Raw genomic sequence first — 19729 nt, forward strand, 5'->3', positions numbered from 1 at the left:
ATCTACCCAGTCATAAATTTTGTTCAGCATGTCACCCTTCCCCCTTAGGCTTTGCTTTTCCAAGATACAGGAAGCCGTCTTTTACTTCTTGCTCATAATGATCAAGAGGCGAAAGCGGCGGCGTGCCCGGGACATTGGTGCCGTCCTTTTCATAGAGTCCGTAATGGCATGGACAAAAGAATTTATTCGGATTTTTAGGATCACTATTCCAGTTCACCGTACACCCTAAATGCTTACAAATTGGCGAAAGCGCTACAATCTCATCCCCGCTTTTGAAGACCCAGGCTGATCTTGACTCTTCTGACTCATACCAGGCATCGACTTGGTTAATTTTGAAATCAAAGCGCTGCGGCTCTTTTGTCAGCTCATCTACGCTGACAACCTGAACCATGTCCTGCTTCCCTGTCGATTTTAATACCGGGTCGAGTGCAAAGCGAACCATAGGCATGAGCATACTAGCCGCCATAAAACCCCCTACGCCTGTGAGCGTATAATTCAAAAATTGACGTCTGGATATATCATGTTTTCCGCCCATAACTTCTCCCCCCTCTAGGTCACCCCTGCAAACTGACTAAAATAGAAAATATTGCAATAACTCTAGACACCCTCATAATATATGAATCTCTCAGCAAGGTCAATATAGCCAAAATATTGTTTATAAGGAAATGTAAGTGTTTTTATGAAGTGCTCCATAACTGTAACAAAACGTTCAAAATTTCAGCAGTGCGTTCATCCAATATTTTTCTTTTTAAAGAGTCATTTAAATGCTCTAATGGAACAGACGGTGTAACAATCATTTTGCCTAACGCATCCTCAGCTCTCCAACTTTCGTCAGATGTGAGCAGGACAACATGCGGAAATTCCGTTATCAGCTCTTCCCGCAAATCCTTAAGCCCTTGAACGGTTATTTCATTTCTATCAACATATGTATAAGGAGGAAGTAAATATACCCGTCCCTTTAACTGCCTTTCAAGTTCTTCTGAGAGAAGCTGCGTAAACTCGCCTTTCTCCGCCGCCATTTTAAAATGGTTATTAACCCTTATGTTAATTAATGGTATGACAGCGGTATCAATGTAATCCTTAGCTTGTAAATAGTCCTTGGCATCAGTGATTCTCCACCTCATCGTTCTCCCCCTTTACGGCAACAAGCCTTGCAATTCACTGCAAGGCTGGTCATATTATGTGAGCTGATTTAATTGGCGCGATAATTGTTCAAATGCCTCTTTATCATGACGATCTAACGCGTCGTCAATGTCTTTTAATAATTTTTCTCTTTGGAATGTGGAAATAGCGTGCTCTAAAATCTGTTCCGCCAATCCCTGATCTTTTTTATTCTCAAAAAGATCTTTCGGAATATGCGGGTTGGACTCCAGCACCGCCGCATATTCAGGTGAGCTGTAAGCCGAACGGAAATTAAGCTGGATAAACAAATCCTGCTGTTTATTTAATCTAATATCATGAAAAGATTTTTCCGCGTCGGTAGTCATGACATTCTCTTTATAGAACCGGAACGGAACTTCTTCAACACAATGTGTTGACATTATAATGCCTCTCGGGCAAAATTCAGCCTGCTCCACAAAATGAACCTTCTCCATGAGAGAATCATGGCTCATTAAGTAGTTCAAGATCCAAACGCACTCTCGGCGCTTTAACTGATAATGGTTTAAAAACCAACGGATAAAATCTTTTTTCTCATTGACAGAAACAGGGGTCTGCATGTAATTCCCTCCTCTATCGTTCGTATAATCTATATACTTATATGTTCCACATGAATGGTTAATATTCCTGCTTATCTAGAAAATTCATCCTCGATTCGCAAAATCGTTTCTTCAAGCTCTTCATTGGCTCCGTCCATTTCAAGAACCTTTTTCAAAAGCGGCAGCGCTTCTTTTTGAAGGCCTTCTTCTAATAGGAAGCTTGCGTATTCATATAAGAAATCTCTATCCTCCCGGTAATGAAGATAGGCAGCCTCAAAGGATTGTTTTGCTTCCTCGTATTGCTCTAATTCAGTATATGCGCTTGCAAGATACCAATTGTATTTCGGATCTTCTTCACCGTAGCTTCGAACCTCTTGAATAAGATCAATGATCTGATCATAATCCTCTTCTTTGTGATACACGGCAAGAAGTGTATGAAGCGCCTCGACAAAGCCCGGATCAAGCGCAAGCGCCTCCTGAAGCAGCTTTTTCCCCTCTTCTGACTTCCCGATTTTTAAGGCCATTTTGGCGGCATAAAGGAAAAGTTCTTTGTTATATTCATCATATCTGATCCCCTCTTTTGCCGTTTTTAATGCCTCTTCATACATTCCTTCAGCTTCATAGCTTTTCGAGAGCGGCATATAAAGTGAAGTATAAGATGGATCAAGCTCCTTTAAATCAGACAGCTGCTTAATAGCTGTTTTCACAAGCCCCGCCTGTAAGGCTGTAAAACCATAGCCGAAAATCGTATTAGGATCAGGATTCTCATCGACAGCTTTCTCATACCATGGAATGGCATCCTCAAATTCACCTGAGGCACTTAACGATTCTGCCAGTCTTTGATGGACATTAACGCCTCCGATCTCACTCTGCTCCTCAGCCGTTGATTTAAAATATTGAACCGCTTTTGCATAGGCTCCCTGAGCAAAGTAAAGTTCTCCCAGTGCAAAATCAATAACAGGTTCATTGTCCAGAATGGACTTTGCCTGTAAAAGCTTTTGTTCACTGACTTCGAATAACCCCTGCATCTGATAAAGATCCGCCATAAGCAGCAAACTTTCCGGATATGATGGATCTGTTTCCGGAATAGTCTCCAGCACAGCGAGGGCTTTTTCTTCTTCGTCAATATCTATTAAAAGTTCAGCGTAGAAATTCGTCAGTTCTGTTTCATTTGGATATAAATCATGTAGATCACTAATCAGTGAAATGGCTTTTTCTACATCGCCCCACTCGTAATAAAGCTGGGCTGCAATGGCTTTATCTTCATCATGCAGCTGTTTTTCAGCCTTCGAGAGCGTGTTGAGGCCTTTTTCTGTTTCACCTGCTTCAACTAATTTTATGGCTTCTTGAATCAATGTATTCAAATCGGACCGGTCCTTTCTTTTCCTATACAACATCAACCATACAAAAAAGCTTTATTTGTTCGGGTTAATCTTATCATAATTCAGACGAATGCCCCCGGCAAATAAGATGCTTCTGTACGGAAGGGAATTATTGAGTCTTATTAGTTTACCAAAAGATCTTGAGATAGAAAATGAAAAAAGGAAGATCGCCCTCTGTACAGTAAAGCAGCTCTTTGACCTGCCGGCTTGTAAGTAAAGCACATCCCCCCTTTTCGTTTTTCTATCCCCTCTATAAGACAAGCTATGTTTTTTCGCCTCGAATTATGATCTGCATAAAAAATCCTGAAGTAAAACTTCAGGATTTTTTCGAAAGCTTATTTAAATGCTCGAAGAAGGTTGGATAAGAAACGTGAATGGCATCCGTGTGCTCGATTTCAATCGGCTCCTCCGTTATACAGGAAGCAATACCAAGCATCATTCCGATTCGATGATCTCCGTGGCTGGACACTGCCGCGCCGCCTTTCAACGTTTGTTTGCCATAAACCTTCATTCCATCTGCTGTCGGTTCAATTTCAGCACCCAGCTTGCGAAGCTCAGAAACAACAGTATCAATACGGTTTGTTTCTTTCACTTTTAGCTCTGCCGCGTCCTTGATAACGGTCGTTCCTTTCGCCTGAGTCGCAAGAAGCGCGATGATAGGGATCTCATCAATTAAACGCGGAATGATATCTCCTCCGATTTCAACTGCCTTTAGAGATGACGTTTCTATAATCAAATCTCCATAAGGCTCTGCACCGCTATCAGCAGATGGTTTGATTTCAAGTTTTGCCCCCATGTTTTGAAGGACATCAATAATACCTGTCCGAGTCGGATTTAAACCTACGTTTTTCAATACAATTCTGCTGTTTGGAACCATCGCGCCAGCAGCAAGGAAAAACGCGGCTGAAGAAATGTCTCCAGGAACAAAAATATCAGCAGCTGTCAGTTTCTGGCCACCAGCAATGGAAACACTCGTTTGATCTGCAGAAAGCTTAACGCCAAAAGCAGAAAGCATCCGCTCAGTGTGGTCCCGAGATTTATGGGGCTCTGTTACAGTTGTTGTGCCCTCAGCCTGTAATCCGGCCAGCAAAACAGCAGATTTAATTTGCGCGCTTGCAACAGGTGATACATAATCAATTCCTTTTAATGAAGCGCCGCTCACTGACAGCGGTGTAAACTCTCCGCCGGCTCTGCCGTCGATTTTAGCCCCCATTTTTTTCAAAGGCTCAGTCACACGCTTCATTGGGCGCTTCGCAATGCTCTCATCTCCGGCTACCGCGCTGTAAAAAGGACGGCCCGCCAATATTCCGAGCATCAGGCGAATCGTTGTACCTGAATTTCCGACATCTAAAAGGCTTTCTGGCTCTTTCAGGGCATCGATTCCTTTTCCATGAATCACGACATCGCTGCCGCTTTGCTCAATGTGAACACCCATTTTTCTAAAGCAATCGATCGTGCTCAGACAATCTGCTCCCGGCAGAAAGTTTTTAACAGTTGTTGTGCCTGCCGCTAGCGCGCCAAACATAACAGAGCGGTGAGAAATGGATTTATCACCGGGAATATGTATTTCTCCATGTAAGGTCTGCACCTTTTCTCGTTTCATTTTTTCCACCTCAATCAGCATAAAAAGTTTCATATTCCGCCCGGGCTTCAATGCATTGTTCTGCCCTTTTGCGGTCGTCATCAGACTGAAAACTGATCCTTAAAATCCCGTTAATATCCTCTCGTGTTTCGATAATGCGGATATTCGTGATACTGATGCGCTCCGCAGCTAAGATCGCTGTTATCTCGGATATCACACCCGGATGATCGGGTACATCCACATATAAATCATAAAATGCAGGTATCGCTCCCTTCTGCCGAAGCGGCAACCCGTCGCGATAATCCTTGGCGGTTTTAAAATAACGAAATAGATTTTCCGCATCTTCTTGTTCTACATATGTACGGATCTTGTCAATTTCACGAATCCACTCATCAAAACGGTCTAAGATTTTATCTTTATTATGTAATAAAATATCCCGCCACATTGCCGGGCTGCTTGATGCAATCCTTGTAATATCTCTGAACCCGCCGGCAGCAAAACGCTTAACAAGCGGATACAGGTTTTCCGAATGATGGGTTTGGTGAACAAGACTAGCTGCTACAATATGCGGAAAATGACTGATAACACTTGTAACGCCATCATGCTCCTCGGGCGACATTTCCACAAAATGGGCATTCGTACCCTTCAGCAGATTTTTTAACTGTTCCACAGCTTGTTTGTCTGTTTTCTGGCCTGGGGTTAAAATATAAAATGCATTTTCAAACAGGAACTCCTTCGCAGCGGCCACTCCTGATTTATGTGAACCCGCCATCGGATGCCCTCCGACAAATTGATAGCGGCTAGGCAGCACTTGATCAGCGTAATCAACCACTTTTTGCTTTGTGCTTCCTACATCCGTAATCAAAAGCTCATGTTCAATTCCTGAATGAGCCAGCTCTTCAAGCATAACCAGTGTTTGTTCAACAGGTGTCGCAATGATTACTGTAGCTGCCTCTTTCGCACCGCTAATAAACGAATCAGCACGATCGTCTATCACGCCTAATTTTAATGCCGCTACCGCCTGTTCATCAGAGATATCGATTCCGATAATCCGTTTGCCGGGATGATTTTTTTTGATGGCTAGGGCAATCGAACCGCCTATCAATCCGAGACCGGCGAGCAATATTGTATCTTTCATTTGATTCATACGTCATCACCTGGTTTATAGACTAAAGAGGTGATATTCGATCACCTCTTATAAAATTTCAGCTAAAATGGCAAGTATTTCTTCATTTTGCTCTTTTGTTCCGATCGTAATCCGGAGTGATGTCGGGAAACCTAATGCATTTCCTGACCGGACGATATAGCCTTTTTCCAGCAGAGCCTGAAACAGTTCATCAGCAGGACGTTTAAAGTCAATTAACACAAAATTTGTCTGTGAAGGGTAGCACTTTAAACCATGAGTTTTCGCAAAATCATAATACTGCTGAAGGCCTGCATTATTTTGCTCGACACAGGAAGCAATAAACGCTTGATCATCAAGTGCGGCAATCGCCGCAGCCTGGCCCAGACGGCTCGTATTAAACGGCTCTCTCGCCGGCTCAATCTGGCGAATCAGGTTCTCGTCAGCAATTCCGTATCCGACTCTGAGCGCTGCCAGACCGTATGCCTTTGAAAATGTGCGCAAAATCATCAAATTGGAATACTTGCTTAAGAGCGGCACGGTTTCCGGGTAATCCTCTGCTGTTACATATTCATAATATGCTTCGTCAAGAACAACAAGGACACGTGAAGGAACGCGCTCCAGAAATGCGAGTAATTCTCCTTCAGATGTATAAGTGCCAGTCGGATTATTCGGGCTGCATATCCAAACGACTTGTGTCTGTTCGTCGATGGCTTCTAACATGGCGTCTAAATCATGTGAGCCGTCGGGACGAAGTGCAATTTCACGCACTTCAGCACCTTCAATAACCGCATTATGTTTATATTGCGGAAAAGTCGGGGCAGCAGTGATCGTATTGGTTTTATTGTTTAGAAATGCCCGGCAGATGATCTGAATGATTTCATCAGAACCGTTGCCGAAAATAAGTGATGTTTCGCTGACATTGAGGTGCTTACTGAGCCTTGTCCGCAAAGCGGCGCTATACCCGTCCGGGTAAAGGGCTAGCTGTTGAATCTCATGATGAAGCGCCTCTTTTGCAGCCTCTGAACAGCCGTAAGGATTCTCGTTTGAAGCAAGCTTCACAACTTTATCCAAGCCATATTCTGATTTCACTGCTTCAATCGGCTTTCCAGGCTGATAAGGCTTCAGCTGTTTTAAATGTTCTTTGATACGCAAATCAGTCACCTCATTTTAAACTGTACAAGCCGCTAAACGCCATTGCATAATCCTCAAACTCCTGCAGCGCCTGATTTCTCGTTTCAGCGCTGATGAGCCGGTCCTTTAATTCTTCTATTTTTCTGACGAGCGCACTTCCCACTACGACACCGTCACTAATTTCATTCATCTTTATGACCTGTTCACGGTTTGATATACCGAACCCTACAGCGACCGGAACAGTGCTGAGATTCTTCACTGTCCGAATGAACGGGTACACGGATGAATTGAACTCATTGCGGACACCGGTCACACCCAGAGAAGACACACAGTAGACGAAGCCCTCGGCTTGTTCAATAATGGTTTTCAAACGGCTTTCGCTTGTCGGCGCAACCAAAGAAATATACGTCACCTCATGGCTTTTACATTCCTCTTGAAGGCTGTTGCTTTCTTCTAGTGGCAGATCCGGAACAAGCAGACCGTCAATATGATTTTCCCGCAGTAAAGCGAAAAAGTATTCTTTGTTCAATTGTAACACAGGATTATAATACGTAAAGAGGATAATCGGAATATTCACTCCGTTTTTTTTCATTTCTCCGCCTAATTCGATTGCCTTTACGATATTCATTCCTTGATCAAGTGCCCGCTTTGAAGCCCTCTGGATCACCGGACCGTCTGCAAGCGGGTCAGAGTATGCAACACCAAGCTCCAATGCTGTGGCGCCTGCTTTTTGGAGTGACTTCGCCAGTTCAATCGAAACCTCAGGAACTGGATCGCCCGCTGTAATAAACGGGATAAACAATTTTTCTGATGGTTGAAGATCCAATTTAAACATGGGCTTTCACCTCTTCTTCCAATACCTTCATTAATGTGTTGACATCCTTGTCTCCCCGGCCTGATAAACAGACGAGAATGAGTTGACCGCGATCCATTCCTTTGGCGAGTTTGAATGCTTTCGCTAACGCATGGGCAGATTCGATTGCCGGCAAAATCCCCTCTTTTTCTGACAAAAGCTTTAATGCATCCACCGCTTCTTCATCAGTGATACTGTCATAAGTGACACGGCCGCTCTTATGCAAGTATGCGTGCTCCGGACCGATTCCAGGATAGTCGAGACCGGCTGAAATAGAGTAGGGCTCAATAATTTGCCCGAACTCATCCTGAATGAGATAAGTCAATGAACCGTGAATAACCCCTACGGTTCCTTTGGAAATAGTGGCGGCATGAAGAGGCGTATCAATTCCTTTTCCTGCTGCTTCAGCACCGATCAGTTCAACATCTTCATTTAAAAATGCCTGAAACATACCCATCGCATTGCTTCCTCCGCCTACACATGCCACTACTTTATCAGGCAGAGTGCCTTCAATACGTTTCAACTGATCCTTCGCTTCCTCTCCGATCATTTTTTGAAATTCACGGACCACTTGCGGATAAGGATGCGGGCCGACAACTGATCCAATCATATAAAAGTGATCCTCACAATGCTGAACCCAGTACCGGATCGCCTCATTTGTGGCATCCTTCAATGTTCCGTTTCCGCTTGTTACAGGCACTACCTCCGCTCCAAGAAGCTTCATGCGGAAAACGTTCAGAGACTGGCGGGCAACATCCTCTTCACCCATAAACACAGTACAGGAAAAGCCGAATTTGGCTGCAACTGTTGCAGCGGCAACACCATGCTGGCCGGCACCGGTTTCAGCAATGATTTTCGTTTTGCCCATTTTTTTAGCAAGCAGCGCTTGACCTAGCGCATTATTGATTTTATGAGAACCTGTATGGTTTAAATCTTCTCGTTTCAAATAGATTTTCGCGCCGCCTAAGTATTCAGTGACTCGATCAGCGTATGTTAATGCAGTCGGCCGTCCGGAATAGTCCTTTAACAGCTTATAATACTCTTCACGAAAAGCGGGATCATCCTTGATTTGTTTAAATGCTGTTTCTATTTCATCTAACGGCTGCATGAGTGTTTCCGGAACAAACTTTCCGCCAAAATCACCGTATCTGCCTATTTCATTCGGATATGGATACATATCGGTTCATCCTTTCTTCTAAAAGCCTCATCAGATTCTGATCTTTTTGTCCGTTTTTTTCAATTCCGCTGGCAAGGTCAATTCCTTCTGGCTGCCATTTCAATAGGCCTGTGATGCTATCCGGATTCACGCCGCCAGCGATAAAGCAGCGTTTACCAATAGCCGCCTGCTGATATTCCGGCACACATTCCCAAGAAAATGCAACACCAGTTCCGCCTCTAGACCCTTTTACAGATGAATCAATCACAAAGCCGTCAACATTATCTTTAAAGCGGGCTATTTCTTGAGTTGTGTTACCTTGATGGTGAAGCGCCTTCCATATTTCACAGCCTGTCAGCTTGCGAAGAGCAGCAGCATCCGCCGGTTTTTCATCACCGTGAAGCTGAATGACGTCGAGCTTCAAGCTCTTGGCTATACGTGACATCGTCTCTATTGATTCATTAACAAAAACACCTGCAACCTGTTTTTCGACACGAGCTTGGTTCAGCCATTTTTTCACATCTTCCGGAGATACTTTTCGTTTGCTTTCAGCAAAAATAAATCCTAGGTAATCAGCCTGTGATTCCGCCGCAAGCTGCAAATCCTTTAGTGACCGAATACCGCAATATTTTAATGCCGGTTTCTTCACAACCTCACTCCCCAAACAAAGCATGGATTGCTTTACGCTGAGAAGTTTGTCTCATCAATGATTCACCGATAAGTACAGCTCGCGCCCCATGTTCATTGACAAATGTTAAATGTTCTAAAGAACCGATTCCGCTTTCGCTGACAAGCAAGGATTCTTTCGGAACGAGAGATGCGATTTGTTCTGTCTGCTTTACAGATGTTTTAAACGTTTTTAGGTTTCGATTATTTACACCGAGAATGTCGGGTGTGAACACTTTCAATATTTGTTCTAGCGTTGATACATCATGAACCTCCACTAGCACGTCCATCCCCTTTTCACTTGCTTCAAGATATAATTCATGAAGGTGTAAGGGATCAAGCACCTCGCCGATTAACAATATGGCATCCGCTCCGATTCTTCTTGATTCCTCTACTTGAAGAGAATCAATAATAAAATCTTTTCTAAGTACAGGAATCGAAACAGCACGCTTTACGTCTGATAAATAGCTGTTTTCCCCTTGAAAAAACGGGGTGTCTGTTAAAACGGAAATCGCATCTGCCTTCGCAGCCTCATAGTCTTTTGCAATCTGCACAGGCACAAAATCCTCTTTAATAAGCCCTTTTGACGGCGATGCTTTCTTCACTTCAGCAATCAACCCGATAAACCGATTCGGGCTTGCCAGCGCCTCCTTAAATGAACGTTTCTCGAAAGGCTGCTCTACCGGCAGAACCAGTGTTTTCACTTCTTCTTTCTTTTGTTTGATGATTTTTTCAAGCATAGATCTCTTCCTCTTTCTGCTTTAGTCGTTCAAGCTGTGCAGCAGCGCCTCCGCTTGTAATCGTTTCTAACGCCAGCTCCGTTCCTTCCTTCAGTGAGGCGGTAATTCCCGCCGTGTAAATCGCAGCACCCGCATTAAAAGCCGTAATAGATAAAGCGGAACTGCTGCTTTTATTTTCAAAAATATTCTGAATGAGATAAGCGCTCTCTTTCGGAGACTGCACCTGTAAATCTTCAAGTCTGCCATTTGTGAAACCGAAATCTTCGGGTGAAACGGTATATTCCCGGCGCTCTCCGTCCTTTAATTCAATCACGTCGGTCGGTGCTGTAATTGAAAGCTCATCTAAACCGTCACGGCTTGATACAAACATAACGTGCTTCGGCTGAAACGTCTCCAGTGCGCTTGCCATCAATCCAGCTTTTTCAACAGAATAGACCCCAATCACCTGACGCTTCGCCTGTAAAGGATTGCTGAGCGGCCCAAGCAGATTAAATACCGTTCTGAAACCTAGCTCTTTTCTAGTACCTGCTACATGTTTCATAGACGAATGGTAAAGCGGCGCAAAAAGAAATCCCATGTTGTTTGTTTCAATGCTGCTTTTGACCTTTTCGGGAGTGGTTTGAATAGAAACCTCTAGCTCCTCTAAAACATCAGCGCTTCCGCTTTTAGAAGAGACAGAGCGATTGCCATGCTTAGCGATTTTCGCGCCAGCTGCCGAGGCAACAATTGCCGAGGCCGTTGAGATATTAAAAGTGGAAATACCGTCTCCCCCTGTTCCGCATGTATCAACAATATCAGGAAGTCCATCGACTGTAAGAGCGTGTGCCCGCATTGCCTTCACAAAACCCGCAAGCTCATCTGGCGTCTCCCCCCGATGAGCAAGAATAGACAATATACCACCCATTTCAGAAGGAGTCATTTCCGCTGCCATCATCATATTCATCAGCGTTTCAGCCTCACCGGCAGTAAGGGTTTTTCCATCAACGCACAATTGTAGAAATCTGTTCATCAGCTTTATCCTCCTTGCTATGAAACATGTCTTCTGCAATATGAATCGTTTTCAGCAACGCACCGGCTTTATTACAGCTTTCTTCGTATTCGGCTTCCGGAACAGAATCAGCAACAATGCCAGCACCTGCCTGTATCGATGCAACGCCGTTCTTTACACTCATCGTGCGAATCGTAATACAAGAGTCGATATTCCCGTCAAACCCAATGTAGGCAATACATCCTCCGTATGTCTCTCTCGGTGTTGGCTCGAGCTCTTGCAAAAGCTGCATGGCACGGATTTTGGGTGCGCCTGTTAAAGTCCCCGCCGGGAAAGCAGACATCAGTGCATCGACAGGATGAACCCCTTTTTTCAATCGGCCTGTAACCACCGAGATAATGTGCATGACATGTGAAAAGGAAACAATTTTTGTGAACTCCGGCACAGAAACAGAACCATACTCTGCTACTCTGCCGATATCGTTTCGGGCAAGATCAACGAGCATGTAATGCTCCGCTTTTTCTTTTTCATCCTTCATGAGTTCAACCTTCAGTCTCTCATCTTCAGCTTTGTCTGCACCGCGTTTTCTCGTACCGGCAATCGGATGGATTTCTAAGTGCCCGTCTTGAACGTGTATTAACCGTTCCGGAGAGCTGCCGACTATTTCTCTGTCTAGCAGTTTCATATAATACATATACGGCGAAGGATTGACGATCCTAAGCACTCGGTATAACTCAAAAGCATCTGCTTTTATCGGCACCTCAAATTTTTGTGATAAAACACCCTGGAAGATATCGCCTGCTTTTATATAGCTTTTGATTTTTTCTACATCAGCCATAAAAGCCGATTTTTCATAATTAGAATATACCGTCTCAAAGCTGGGTGTCTTGTATGAATCAGCAGAGAGAAACAGCTCTTTTATGTTTTTTTGGTCCATCATTTTTTCGATGAGATTTTGGAGCTCCAGATGATTTTGATGGAATACATCCATTTTTTCGTTTTCTGTTTCCTCTCCATTAAGCCTTGCATATTGGATAAAGTGGACGTTTTTGGTTTCATGATCATACGCAATTAATGTCCGGCAAACAAACAGCATGCACTTTTCCATGTCTGTTTCTTTTGTATGCGAAGGAACAGAAGGCTCAATCAGCGGGATCATATCATAGCTTAAGTACCCGACAGCTCCGCCGACAAAAGGAATGCCAAGCTGAGGTGTTTTGATTTTGTATGTGGTATTCATCCAGTTCAGCACTTCTTTTAGTTCATTTCCTGTGTAAAGAGATTTGCTGTCCTGATCAGCGGCCGAAAAACGGCCCTGCTCTTCTTTAATTGTGAGAAATGGATTCAGGCCGATAAATGAATATCTGGACCAAGTGGATGTATCTTCCTTGCTTTCAAGAAGATACGTAATCTCCCTGTCAAGCTTCTCTATCATTTGAATGGGTGTCAGTGTATCGACTGTGAAGGTCTCCACAATCGGTATCGTGTGGTGGGACAAGCTGTCCTCTAAAAATGCGGAAATGTTTGATTGGAAATTCATTGCTCTCACTCCTTATGGCAAGGAGAATGAGAAGATGGCATGAGAGGATAAAATACTATATAACAAATAAACCCAAAAGAAAGACTTCTTTTGGGTAGAATAAACATAATGTCTCAGCTCAACTAAACTCATTCTCTGCTACCCTATTCTCTAACTCAACTCATTCTAATTGCTTTATACACACTCTTGTGTATTTCTAAGCTGTTCTTATCGTATTACAATTCAGTATTTTTTGTCAATGATAAATCGGGCCTCAATACGACGGCTTTTTCTAAATATACATGTCTGATCTGATCCTGAGGGACATCTGTCTGGACCGTCATCATGACTCTTATGCACTTTTTCAGACCGCCTGTTACGTCCATTTCCTGCATACATGTTACCGGTACATACTGCCATCCTGAAAGCTCGCGAACAGCTTTTGCCGGGAAAACAGCGTGCAAATCAGGTGTAGCCGACAGAAGCATTTGAACAACATCTTCCGGTTTTGTATGATTTTCTTCTATGATTTTCTCTAACAGCTGTTTTGTTTTTTGTAAAATTTCTTCTTCAGTATCCCGTTCAACTGTAGTTGCTCCGCGAATTCCGCGAATCATCATGATGTCTCCTCCAATCGCCATTTGTTCAGCCAGCTCTCAAGTTCATTTCTGGAAAATGTATGATCAGCAACTTTCCCTAATTCGTTGAGCACAATAAACTGAATCTTCCCGCCACGGGTTTTCTTATCATTCATCATACGGTCCAAGAGAACCGAAGTTTCCGTCTCTTTTCTGATTTGACTTGGATAACCCAGGCTTTTTAGCCAGCTGACCAAACGTTTTCTGTCCATTTCACAGCCTACAGTCTTTTCGCTTATATATAAAGCAAACTGCATTCCGAGGGCTACGGCATCACCGTGAGTGATCTGCCCGTATCCATATTCCGCCTCAACGGCATGACCGAGCGTATGCCCGAAGTTTAAGTAAGCTCTTATCCCCTCTTCTTTTTCATCCTGCTGAACGACAGACGCTTTAATTGAAATGCCTTTAAAAATCATGTCATTCAGCTGATCATTAGTGATATCACGCAGTGAGTGGATATTCAGCAACTCCTCCAGAAACGCTCTGTCATAGATAAAAGCGTGTTTAATCACTTCTGCCATTCCGGACCTAAGCTCTTTTTCAGGCAGAGAACGCAGGAAATCTGTATCATAGAGCACGGCTTTCGGCTGATAAAACGCACCGATTAGATTTTTTCCAAGCGGATGGTTCACGGCTACTTTTCCTCCGACTGCGCTGTCATGCGCCAAGAGCGTCGTAGGCATTTGGATGAAATCAATGCCGCGCATAAAAGTGGCAGCCACAAAACCGGCAAGATCCCCTACAACACCGCCACCGAATGCGATGATGCATGAGGAGCGATCCAAATGAAAACGAATCGCTTCACTCTGCAATTTTGTGTACATGTCCATGGATTTTGCCTGCTCTCCACTCGGTACTGTCACTTTTTTCACAGGCCATTTATCTTGCAGCAAATGGAGCATTTCCTCACCATACAGGCGGTCCACTTCTTCATCCGTGACAAGCATAATCCTTGTTAAAGGCCTGTTTAAAGAGGTTAATAGTTCGCAAGCCTTTTTTCTGATACCTTGTCCGATAAAAACAGGATATGACGAGGAAGCAGTTTGAACATGCAGTGTCTTCATTAAAATTCCCTCGACAGTTTTCTCATATTCTCCACATTTTCTCTAATGCGGTCAATTTGATCTAATCCGAATTGTTCAACGACTGCGTTCGCAATTTCCCAAGCGACAGCCGCTTCAGCGACTACACTTGCCGCAGGAACAGCACAGCTGTCTGAACGTTCAATGCTGGCGGAAAACGGTTCTTTCGTTTCAATATCGACACTTTTCAGCGGTTTATACAAAGTCGGAATCGGCTTCATGACTCCGCGGACAATGATTGGCATCCCTGTCGTCATGCCGCCTTCCAGTCCGCCAAGTCTGTTAGTAGCACGGGTGTATCCTTTTTCCTCGTCCCAAATGATCTCGTCATGGACTTCGCTTCCATTTCGGCCTGCCGCCTCAAATCCGATCCCGAATTCCACACCTTTAAATGCATTAATTGACAGTACAGCGGCAGCAAGCTTGCTATCCAGTTTGCGGTCATAATGGACATAGCTGCCCACGCCTACCGGCATTCCCTCGACAATGACTTCTACTATTCCGCCGATGGAATCTCCGTTTGCCTTTGCTTCATCAATGGCAGCCATCATTTTTTTGCCTGCCTCTTCATCGTAGCATCTGACAGGAGACTCTTCCGTTACGCGCTGCAGGTCTTCAATTGACGTATATTCTGTTTTTTCAGCTTTAACAGCGCCAATTTGCAACACGTGGCCCGCCACCTTAATGCCAAGCTCAGAAAGAATCTTTTTAGCTACAGCCCCTGCCGCCACTCTGACAGTTGTTTCCCTTGCTGAAGAACGCTCAAGCACATTTCTCATATCACGATGATTATATTTAATTGCACCGTTTAAGTCAGCGTGCCCAGGTCTAGGTCTGGAAATCTGGCGCTTCATTTCCTTTTCTTCATCTTCTGTAATTGGAGCGGCGCCCATGATTTTTGTCCAATGCTTCCAATCGTTATTTTCAACTACGAGAGCAATTGGTGAACCGAGTGTACGTGCATGGCGCACCCCGCTCATAATTTTGGCCTGGTCTTTTTCGATCTGCATGCGGCGGCCGCGGCCGTGTCCTTTTTGGCGTCTGGCAAGCTCAAAATTGATATCTTCCTCCGTTATGTAAAGCCCGGCAGGTACACCCTCAATAATGGTTGTCAGTTGGGGGCCGTGTGATTCTCCGGCTGTTAAATATCTCATGACTTCTTCTCCCTTCATCGCATTAACGCTTTTAAGTAAGACTACTATAACATATTTTTCAGCAAAAAGTCAGTCTATCTTTTTTGATAAAAGAATGTATCGGCTGGGACTAGGCCAAATTTCTCGGGATTGAAGATTTGCTCGGTGCTGCCGACAAAAAGAACTCCATTCTTCTTCAAGCTATGTGCCATTTTTAAATACAGCTCTTCCTTCGCGCTTTCTGTAAAATAAATAAATACATTGCGGCACACGATTAAGTCAAAGTCTTGTTCATAACGATCCGCCAGCAAATTGTGCTTTTTGAATGTAATATTCTTTTTGATTTCCGTTTTCACTTCATAACTTCTATTTGCGTTTTGCGTAAAATAACGATCTTTCACAGATAGCGGCACTTCCTGTAAAGACCGCTCCTGATAAACGCCTTTTTTCGCTTTTTCCAATGCTTTTTCATCAATATCCGTCGCTAAAATCTGATAGCCCGGAAGACCTTTTTGCTGGTCCAAAAGCATGGCAAGCGTGTATGGCTCCTCCCCCGTTGAGCAGGCGGCACTCCAAATTTTTAAAGGCCTAGAGGTCTTGATTAACGGCAGAATTGCAGTCTCAAGAACTTCCCATCTTTTATAATTACGATAAAATTCTGAAACATTGATCGTCATTCTGTCCAATGTTTCATTTAAGAGAGCTTGATCCTTTTCCAATGCCGCAGCAAAGTCCTTAAAGCTTTGGAACCCCTTTTTCTCATAAAGTGACGTTAGCCTTCTCTTCATTTGTGCTTCTTTATATAGTGTTAAATCGACTCCGGTTAATTGTTTCCATTTCGTTGTAAATACGCTGTATGTATCCATCTCTACTCTCCCAGTCTCGCTGTCTTTTTGTCCTAGTATAGCTTGTTTTATCAGGAAATTGTATTGTTTCAATAAAAAAATCAGCTTTTCAGCTGATTTTAGATCGTTGGGAAAGGCAGAGGTCTGATGCACACTGCCATTCAACCCTTTATTCACTTTAATGTAAACCTTTACAAAACAGATCAAAAACCGGCGGCGTTATATGATGCCGGCTCTGTTGCTTATTTTCACAATGATTAATAGATCCAGCCTGCCATAAGCTGCTGATATGATACTAATTCTTCATTCTTAAAGAAAATGTTAATCTCGCGTTCTGCACTTTCGAGAGAATCAGAGCCGTGGATGATGTTTTTTCCGACAAACATGCCATAATCCCCACGAATCGTACCAGGTAAAGCTTCTTTAGGGTTTGTTTTCCCGATCAGCTGTCTCGTCACTTCAATGACATTTTCGCCTTCCCACACCATTGCGAATACAGGTCCTGAAGTAATAAACTCAACGAGCTCTCCGAAGAAAGGCTTACCTTGATGTTCGGCGTAGTGTTTCTCAGCCATTTGTTCAGTCACTCTCATTAACTTGGCGCCAGCTAATTGTAAGCCCTTACGTTCGAATCTAGATAAAATGTCCCCAATGAGCTGACGTTGGACACCGTCTGGTTTCACCATGATAAAAGTCTTTTCCATCATATTCTCCACCCCATCATTATGTATGTATAGGCTTTCACACTGCACACCGAAATCGTAACATCTTTCTGATAATTAATCAATCCGGGGCGGAGAAATTTCTTAATATCTACAAAAATTAAAATTTTCTTTTACCGATATATTTTGCGATGGCTGCAAGAGACGAGCGCGCGCGCCCTCGAGGAAGCGTGTTTAATTTCTGAAAAGCTTTCTGCAGATACATTTCGCTTACTGCCATAGATGCTTCAATTGCATCTGTTTTTTTGATTTCTTCAATGATTGGTTCAAGCTGTTCCTGCGTTGTCTCACTGTTAATCAATTTAAGCTGGTTTTTTAATGCAGGATTTTTCAGGGCATACAGCACTGGCAATGTGACGTTTCCTTGAAGCAAATCTCCTCCAACGGGTTTACCCAGTTCTTCTTCAGTTGAAGTAAAATCAAGAATATCATCAATAATCTGATAAGACATGCCGACGTAATACCCAAACCAGTACAATGCCTTATGAATCTTCTCATCAGCTCCAGACGCAATAGCACCAAGCTGGCAGCTGACCGCGATCAAGAGAGCCGTTTTTCTTTTGATACGGCGGAGATACGTTCTGAGATTTTGTTCCATGTTGTATTTGTCTTTGATCTGCTCAATTTCCCCTAGACAAACTTCAACGATCGTCTGTGACAAAATCCTATGGGCTTTCGGTTCGTTAATTCTCGTCATCATTTCAAGAGATCCCGCAAGCATATAATCGCCTGTGTACATCGCAATACGATTGTCCCACTTTGCTTTGATTGTCGGTTTTCCTCGGCGAAGCTCCGCATCATCAATGACATCATCATGAACCAAAGATGCCATGTGAATCATTTCCAGAGTGACGGCGACATATTTAATCTTATTAATATCGTAATCGCCAAACATGCCAGAAAGCAGCACGAAAACAGGCCGAATACGTTTCCCTCCGGCCTGCAGCAGGTGAAGACCTGCCTCGCTTAAAAGCGGGTAATCGGAACGTACGGTTTGTTCAAGTTCTCTTTCGATTACATCAATATCGTCATTTAAAAAAGAGTAGGCCATTTTAAATTTCATATCATTCACCCAAACATCTGTGTTTTCATTTCCATCCGATATGCGTGGCAGCGACTCCGCCAGTAAACGAATGATATTTAACATTTTTCAGGCCCGCCTCTTCAAACAGGCCTGCCAGTTCCTTCATTCCAGGGAAATCTCTGGCTGATTCTTGAAGCCAAGAATATTCTTTATAGCTCTTCGCAAACAGTTTCCCGAAAAACGGCATAATATACTTAAAGTACATAAAGTAAGCCTGTCTGAATCCGAACATTTCCGGCTGGGACGTTTCCAGACATACCACCTGCCCGCCCGGCTTCACTACACGTCTCATCTCTTTCAGTACAGTCAAGTAATCAGGGACATTGCGGAGCCCGAAGCCAATGGTGACATAATCAAATGTATCATCATCAAAAGGAAGCTCCATCGCATTTCCGTGCAGCAGTTCAATTTGGCTGAATCCGCCGTCTTTTACTTTCTGCTCGCCGACACTCAGCATATTTTCACTGAAATCCAAGCCCTTGATCTCGCCGCTTTTGCCGGCCGCTTTTGCAAGAGCGATCGTCCAGTCAGCCGTTCCGCAGCAGACATCAAGTGCTTTTGCGCCTTCTTTTACATTCATGATGCGCATCGTTTTGTCGCGCCATTTTTTATGCTGCTGAAAACTGATGACAGAGTTCATTTGGTCATAATTTTTATATATTTTTTCAAATACTCCGTGTACGCGCTGTTCTTTTGAGTCCTGCATAATGGTTTACCCTTCTTCCACTTTCTGATGATAGGTTTGATCTTGGCTGATTGTCTTCAGACGGTTTATTAAAATGTTCTGAATAGGTGAATTTAGAGGCAGAAGTGACTCAATGCTGTTTTTCGCTTTTTTAAAACAATCTTCTAATATCTCTTCTTTTGTTTTTCCCAGCTGTATAAAACTGCCGATCACATCCAGAAATGCATCATTTCCGTTCATAAGCCGCTTAAATACAAAAAAATCACTCGACAGCTTTTTCCAGCGCGGAAGGTTGAAGTGTTCCGCCACACGATGGAATAAAGCTGATTCAACGATGCCGACACTTTCGAAAAAATCGTTTTCGTCCTTGAAAGAACGGTCATACAGACGAATTTTATGTTCGTTGATTTCTTTAATGGCTGTAGCAAGCGTCCGAATCATGTAGATATCCTTCATTTCAGATAGTAAAGAGTAGTACAGCCCGCTGAAATAATCGCCCGCGAGAACAGTCAATTGGCGGTTTTTGTTTTCGTCTCGTTTTATGACTCTAGCTGTCGTCACTTCATCATGGGTATCAAGGGCGCTTTGTACAAGCATCGCTGTTACAATATAATTTTCTCTGTCGTTGTTTTTTATGTCAGCTTCTTCAAATAAAGCATGAAAAAGAAGAAGCTTATCCTCATCAATTTTCGGCGCG

General features: G+C 43.5%; 21 protein-coding genes. All 21 read right to left on the minus strand.

All coding sequences use genetic code 11. The features are described 5' to 3' along the window. Positions 1-31: 31 nt before the first annotated feature. Entirely contained in the window at positions 32-535 is a 504-nt protein-coding gene (locus tag RAC86_RS19360; protein WP_003225556.1) for a Rieske (2Fe-2S) protein, read from the minus strand. 142 nt (positions 536-677) lie between these two features. Then, complete coding sequence (locus RAC86_RS19365) at positions 678-1124, minus strand: YpiF family protein (protein ID WP_014480115.1); 447 nt, start codon at positions 1122-1124, stop codon at positions 678-680. 54 nt (positions 1125-1178) lie between these two features. Then, positions 1179-1718 carry a ReoY family proteolytic degradation factor gene (locus RAC86_RS19370; RefSeq protein ID WP_003225551.1) on the minus strand — a complete coding sequence of 180 codons (540 nt, stop codon included), beginning with the start codon at positions 1716-1718 and terminating at the stop codon, positions 1179-1181. A gap of 71 nt (positions 1719-1789) precedes the next feature. Next, the gene (locus RAC86_RS19375) at positions 1790-3061 is read right to left on the minus strand and encodes a tetratricopeptide repeat protein (RefSeq protein ID WP_076458057.1); all 1272 of its coding nucleotides are present in this window, start codon (positions 3059-3061) and stop codon (positions 1790-1792) included. Between the two features lie 334 nt (positions 3062-3395). Then, on the minus strand, positions 3396-4682 hold the full coding sequence (aroA, locus tag RAC86_RS19380) for a 3-phosphoshikimate 1-carboxyvinyltransferase (RefSeq protein WP_015714166.1): 1287 nt from the start codon (positions 4680-4682) through the stop codon (positions 3396-3398). Between the two features lie 10 nt (positions 4683-4692). Continuing rightward, the gene (locus tag RAC86_RS19385; RefSeq protein ID WP_014480118.1) at positions 4693-5808 is read right to left on the minus strand and encodes a prephenate dehydrogenase; all 1116 of its coding nucleotides are present in this window, start codon (positions 5806-5808) and stop codon (positions 4693-4695) included. 48 nt (positions 5809-5856) lie between these two features. Beyond that, positions 5857-6939 (minus strand): histidinol-phosphate transaminase, encoded by a 1083-nt coding sequence (gene hisC / locus RAC86_RS19390; protein WP_014480119.1) that lies wholly within the window; start codon positions 6937-6939, stop codon positions 5857-5859. A gap of 10 nt (positions 6940-6949) precedes the next feature. Next, positions 6950-7753: a tryptophan synthase subunit alpha gene (gene trpA / locus RAC86_RS19395; RefSeq protein WP_003230608.1), complete on the minus strand. Its 804-nt coding sequence runs from the start codon at positions 7751-7753 to the stop codon at positions 6950-6952. Then, positions 7746-8948, minus strand: a complete 1203-nt coding sequence (gene trpB, locus RAC86_RS19400) for a tryptophan synthase subunit beta (protein ID WP_015383968.1) — start codon at positions 8946-8948, stop codon at positions 7746-7748. The genes trpA and trpB overlap by 8 nt, the downstream gene beginning before the upstream one ends. Then, positions 8929-9576 carry a phosphoribosylanthranilate isomerase gene (locus RAC86_RS19405; protein WP_377885948.1) on the minus strand — a complete coding sequence of 216 codons (648 nt, stop codon included), beginning with the start codon at positions 9574-9576 and terminating at the stop codon, positions 8929-8931. The genes trpB and RAC86_RS19405 overlap by 20 nt, the downstream gene beginning before the upstream one ends. Positions 9577-9580: 4 nt before the next feature. Beyond that, complete coding sequence (gene trpC / locus RAC86_RS19410; RefSeq protein ID WP_377885949.1) at positions 9581-10333, minus strand: indole-3-glycerol phosphate synthase TrpC; 753 nt, start codon at positions 10331-10333, stop codon at positions 9581-9583. Next, complete coding sequence (gene trpD / locus RAC86_RS19415) at positions 10326-11342, minus strand: anthranilate phosphoribosyltransferase (RefSeq protein WP_326227656.1); 1017 nt, start codon at positions 11340-11342, stop codon at positions 10326-10328. The genes trpC and trpD overlap by 8 nt, the downstream gene beginning before the upstream one ends. After that, the gene (gene trpE, locus RAC86_RS19420) at positions 11314-12861 is read right to left on the minus strand and encodes an anthranilate synthase component I (protein ID WP_377885950.1); all 1548 of its coding nucleotides are present in this window, start codon (positions 12859-12861) and stop codon (positions 11314-11316) included. Before trpE ends, trpD begins: the two co-directional genes overlap by 29 nt. Positions 12862-13076: 215 nt before the next feature. Continuing rightward, on the minus strand, positions 13077-13460 hold the full coding sequence (gene aroH, locus RAC86_RS19425) for a chorismate mutase (RefSeq protein WP_004398675.1): 384 nt from the start codon (positions 13458-13460) through the stop codon (positions 13077-13079). Beyond that, on the minus strand, positions 13457-14545 hold the full coding sequence (gene aroB / locus RAC86_RS19430; protein WP_377885951.1) for a 3-dehydroquinate synthase: 1089 nt from the start codon (positions 14543-14545) through the stop codon (positions 13457-13459). Before aroB ends, aroH begins: the two co-directional genes overlap by 4 nt. Further along, positions 14545-15717: a chorismate synthase gene (gene aroC / locus RAC86_RS19435; protein ID WP_174222981.1), complete on the minus strand. Its 1173-nt coding sequence runs from the start codon at positions 15715-15717 to the stop codon at positions 14545-14547. Before aroC ends, aroB begins: the two co-directional genes overlap by 1 nt. 74 nt (positions 15718-15791) lie before the next feature. Further along, positions 15792-16562, minus strand: coding sequence for a protein-glutamate O-methyltransferase CheR (cheR, locus tag RAC86_RS19440; RefSeq protein WP_003230589.1), 771 nt, complete (start codon positions 16560-16562; stop codon positions 15792-15794). A 236-nt stretch (positions 16563-16798) separates the two neighbouring features. Next, on the minus strand, positions 16799-17248 hold the full coding sequence (ndk, locus tag RAC86_RS19445; RefSeq protein WP_010886554.1) for a nucleoside-diphosphate kinase: 450 nt from the start codon (positions 17246-17248) through the stop codon (positions 16799-16801). Between the two features lie 115 nt (positions 17249-17363). Beyond that, positions 17364-18326, minus strand: a complete 963-nt coding sequence (gene hepT / locus RAC86_RS19450; protein ID WP_003246013.1) for a heptaprenyl diphosphate synthase component II — start codon at positions 18324-18326, stop codon at positions 17364-17366. 25 nt (positions 18327-18351) lie between these two features. Then, a complete protein-coding gene (gene menG, locus RAC86_RS19455) occupies positions 18352-19053 on the minus strand; it encodes a demethylmenaquinone methyltransferase (protein ID WP_003230580.1) in 702 nt (233 codons plus the stop codon). A gap of 6 nt (positions 19054-19059) precedes the next feature. Then, a partial coding sequence (hepS, locus tag RAC86_RS19460) for a heptaprenyl diphosphate synthase component 1 (protein ID WP_377885952.1) occupies positions 19060-19729 on the minus strand: 670 nt, incomplete at its 5' end.

It is taken from the genome of Bacillus sp. LR_5 (assembly GCF_042709275.1).

Bases quoted from the DNA above. Each gene is read 5' to 3' on its own strand.
- cheR (WP_003230589.1), bottom strand. From the start codon at position 16,562: ATGGATACATACAGCGTATTTACAACGAAATGGAAACAATTAACCGGA.
- RAC86_RS19385 (WP_014480118.1), bottom strand. From the start codon at position 5,808: ATGAATCAAATGAAAGATACAATATTGCTCGCCGGTCTCGGATTGATA.
- trpD (WP_326227656.1), bottom strand. From the start codon at position 11,342: ATGAACAGATTTCTACAATTGTGCGTTGATGGAAAAACCCTTACTGCC.
- RAC86_RS19360 (WP_003225556.1), bottom strand. From the start codon at position 535: ATGGGCGGAAAACATGATATATCCAGACGTCAATTTTTGAATTATACG.
- aroH (WP_004398675.1), bottom strand. From the start codon at position 13,460: ATGATGATTCGCGGAATTCGCGGAGCAACTACAGTTGAACGGGATACT.
- RAC86_RS19365 (WP_014480115.1), bottom strand. From the start codon at position 1,124: ATGAGGTGGAGAATCACTGATGCCAAGGACTATTTACAAGCTAAGGAT.
- trpC (WP_377885949.1), bottom strand. From the start codon at position 10,333: ATGCTTGAAAAAATCATCAAACAAAAGAAAGAAGAAGTGAAAACACTG.
- RAC86_RS19370 (WP_003225551.1), bottom strand. From the start codon at position 1,718: ATGCAGACCCCTGTTTCTGTCAATGAGAAAAAAGATTTTATCCGTTGG.
- aroA (WP_015714166.1), bottom strand. From the start codon at position 4,682: ATGAAACGAGAAAAGGTGCAGACCTTACATGGAGAAATACATATTCCC.
- hepT (WP_003246013.1), bottom strand. From the start codon at position 18,326: ATGAAATTTAAAATGGCCTACTCTTTTTTAAATGACGATATTGATGTA.
- aroC (WP_174222981.1), bottom strand. From the start codon at position 15,717: ATGAGATATTTAACAGCCGGAGAATCACACGGCCCCCAACTGACAACC.
- trpA (WP_003230608.1), bottom strand. From the start codon at position 7,753: ATGTTTAAATTGGATCTTCAACCATCAGAAAAATTGTTTATCCCGTTT.
- trpB (WP_015383968.1), bottom strand. From the start codon at position 8,948: ATGTATCCATATCCGAATGAAATAGGCAGATACGGTGATTTTGGCGGA.
- ndk (WP_010886554.1), bottom strand. From the start codon at position 17,248: ATGATGGAAAAGACTTTTATCATGGTGAAACCAGACGGTGTCCAACGT.
- aroB (WP_377885951.1), bottom strand. From the start codon at position 14,545: ATGAAGACACTGCATGTTCAAACTGCTTCCTCGTCATATCCTGTTTTT.
- menG (WP_003230580.1), bottom strand. From the start codon at position 19,053: ATGCAGGACTCAAAAGAACAGCGCGTACACGGAGTATTTGAAAAAATA.
- trpE (WP_377885950.1), bottom strand. From the start codon at position 12,861: ATGAATTTCCAATCAAACATTTCCGCATTTTTAGAGGACAGCTTGTCC.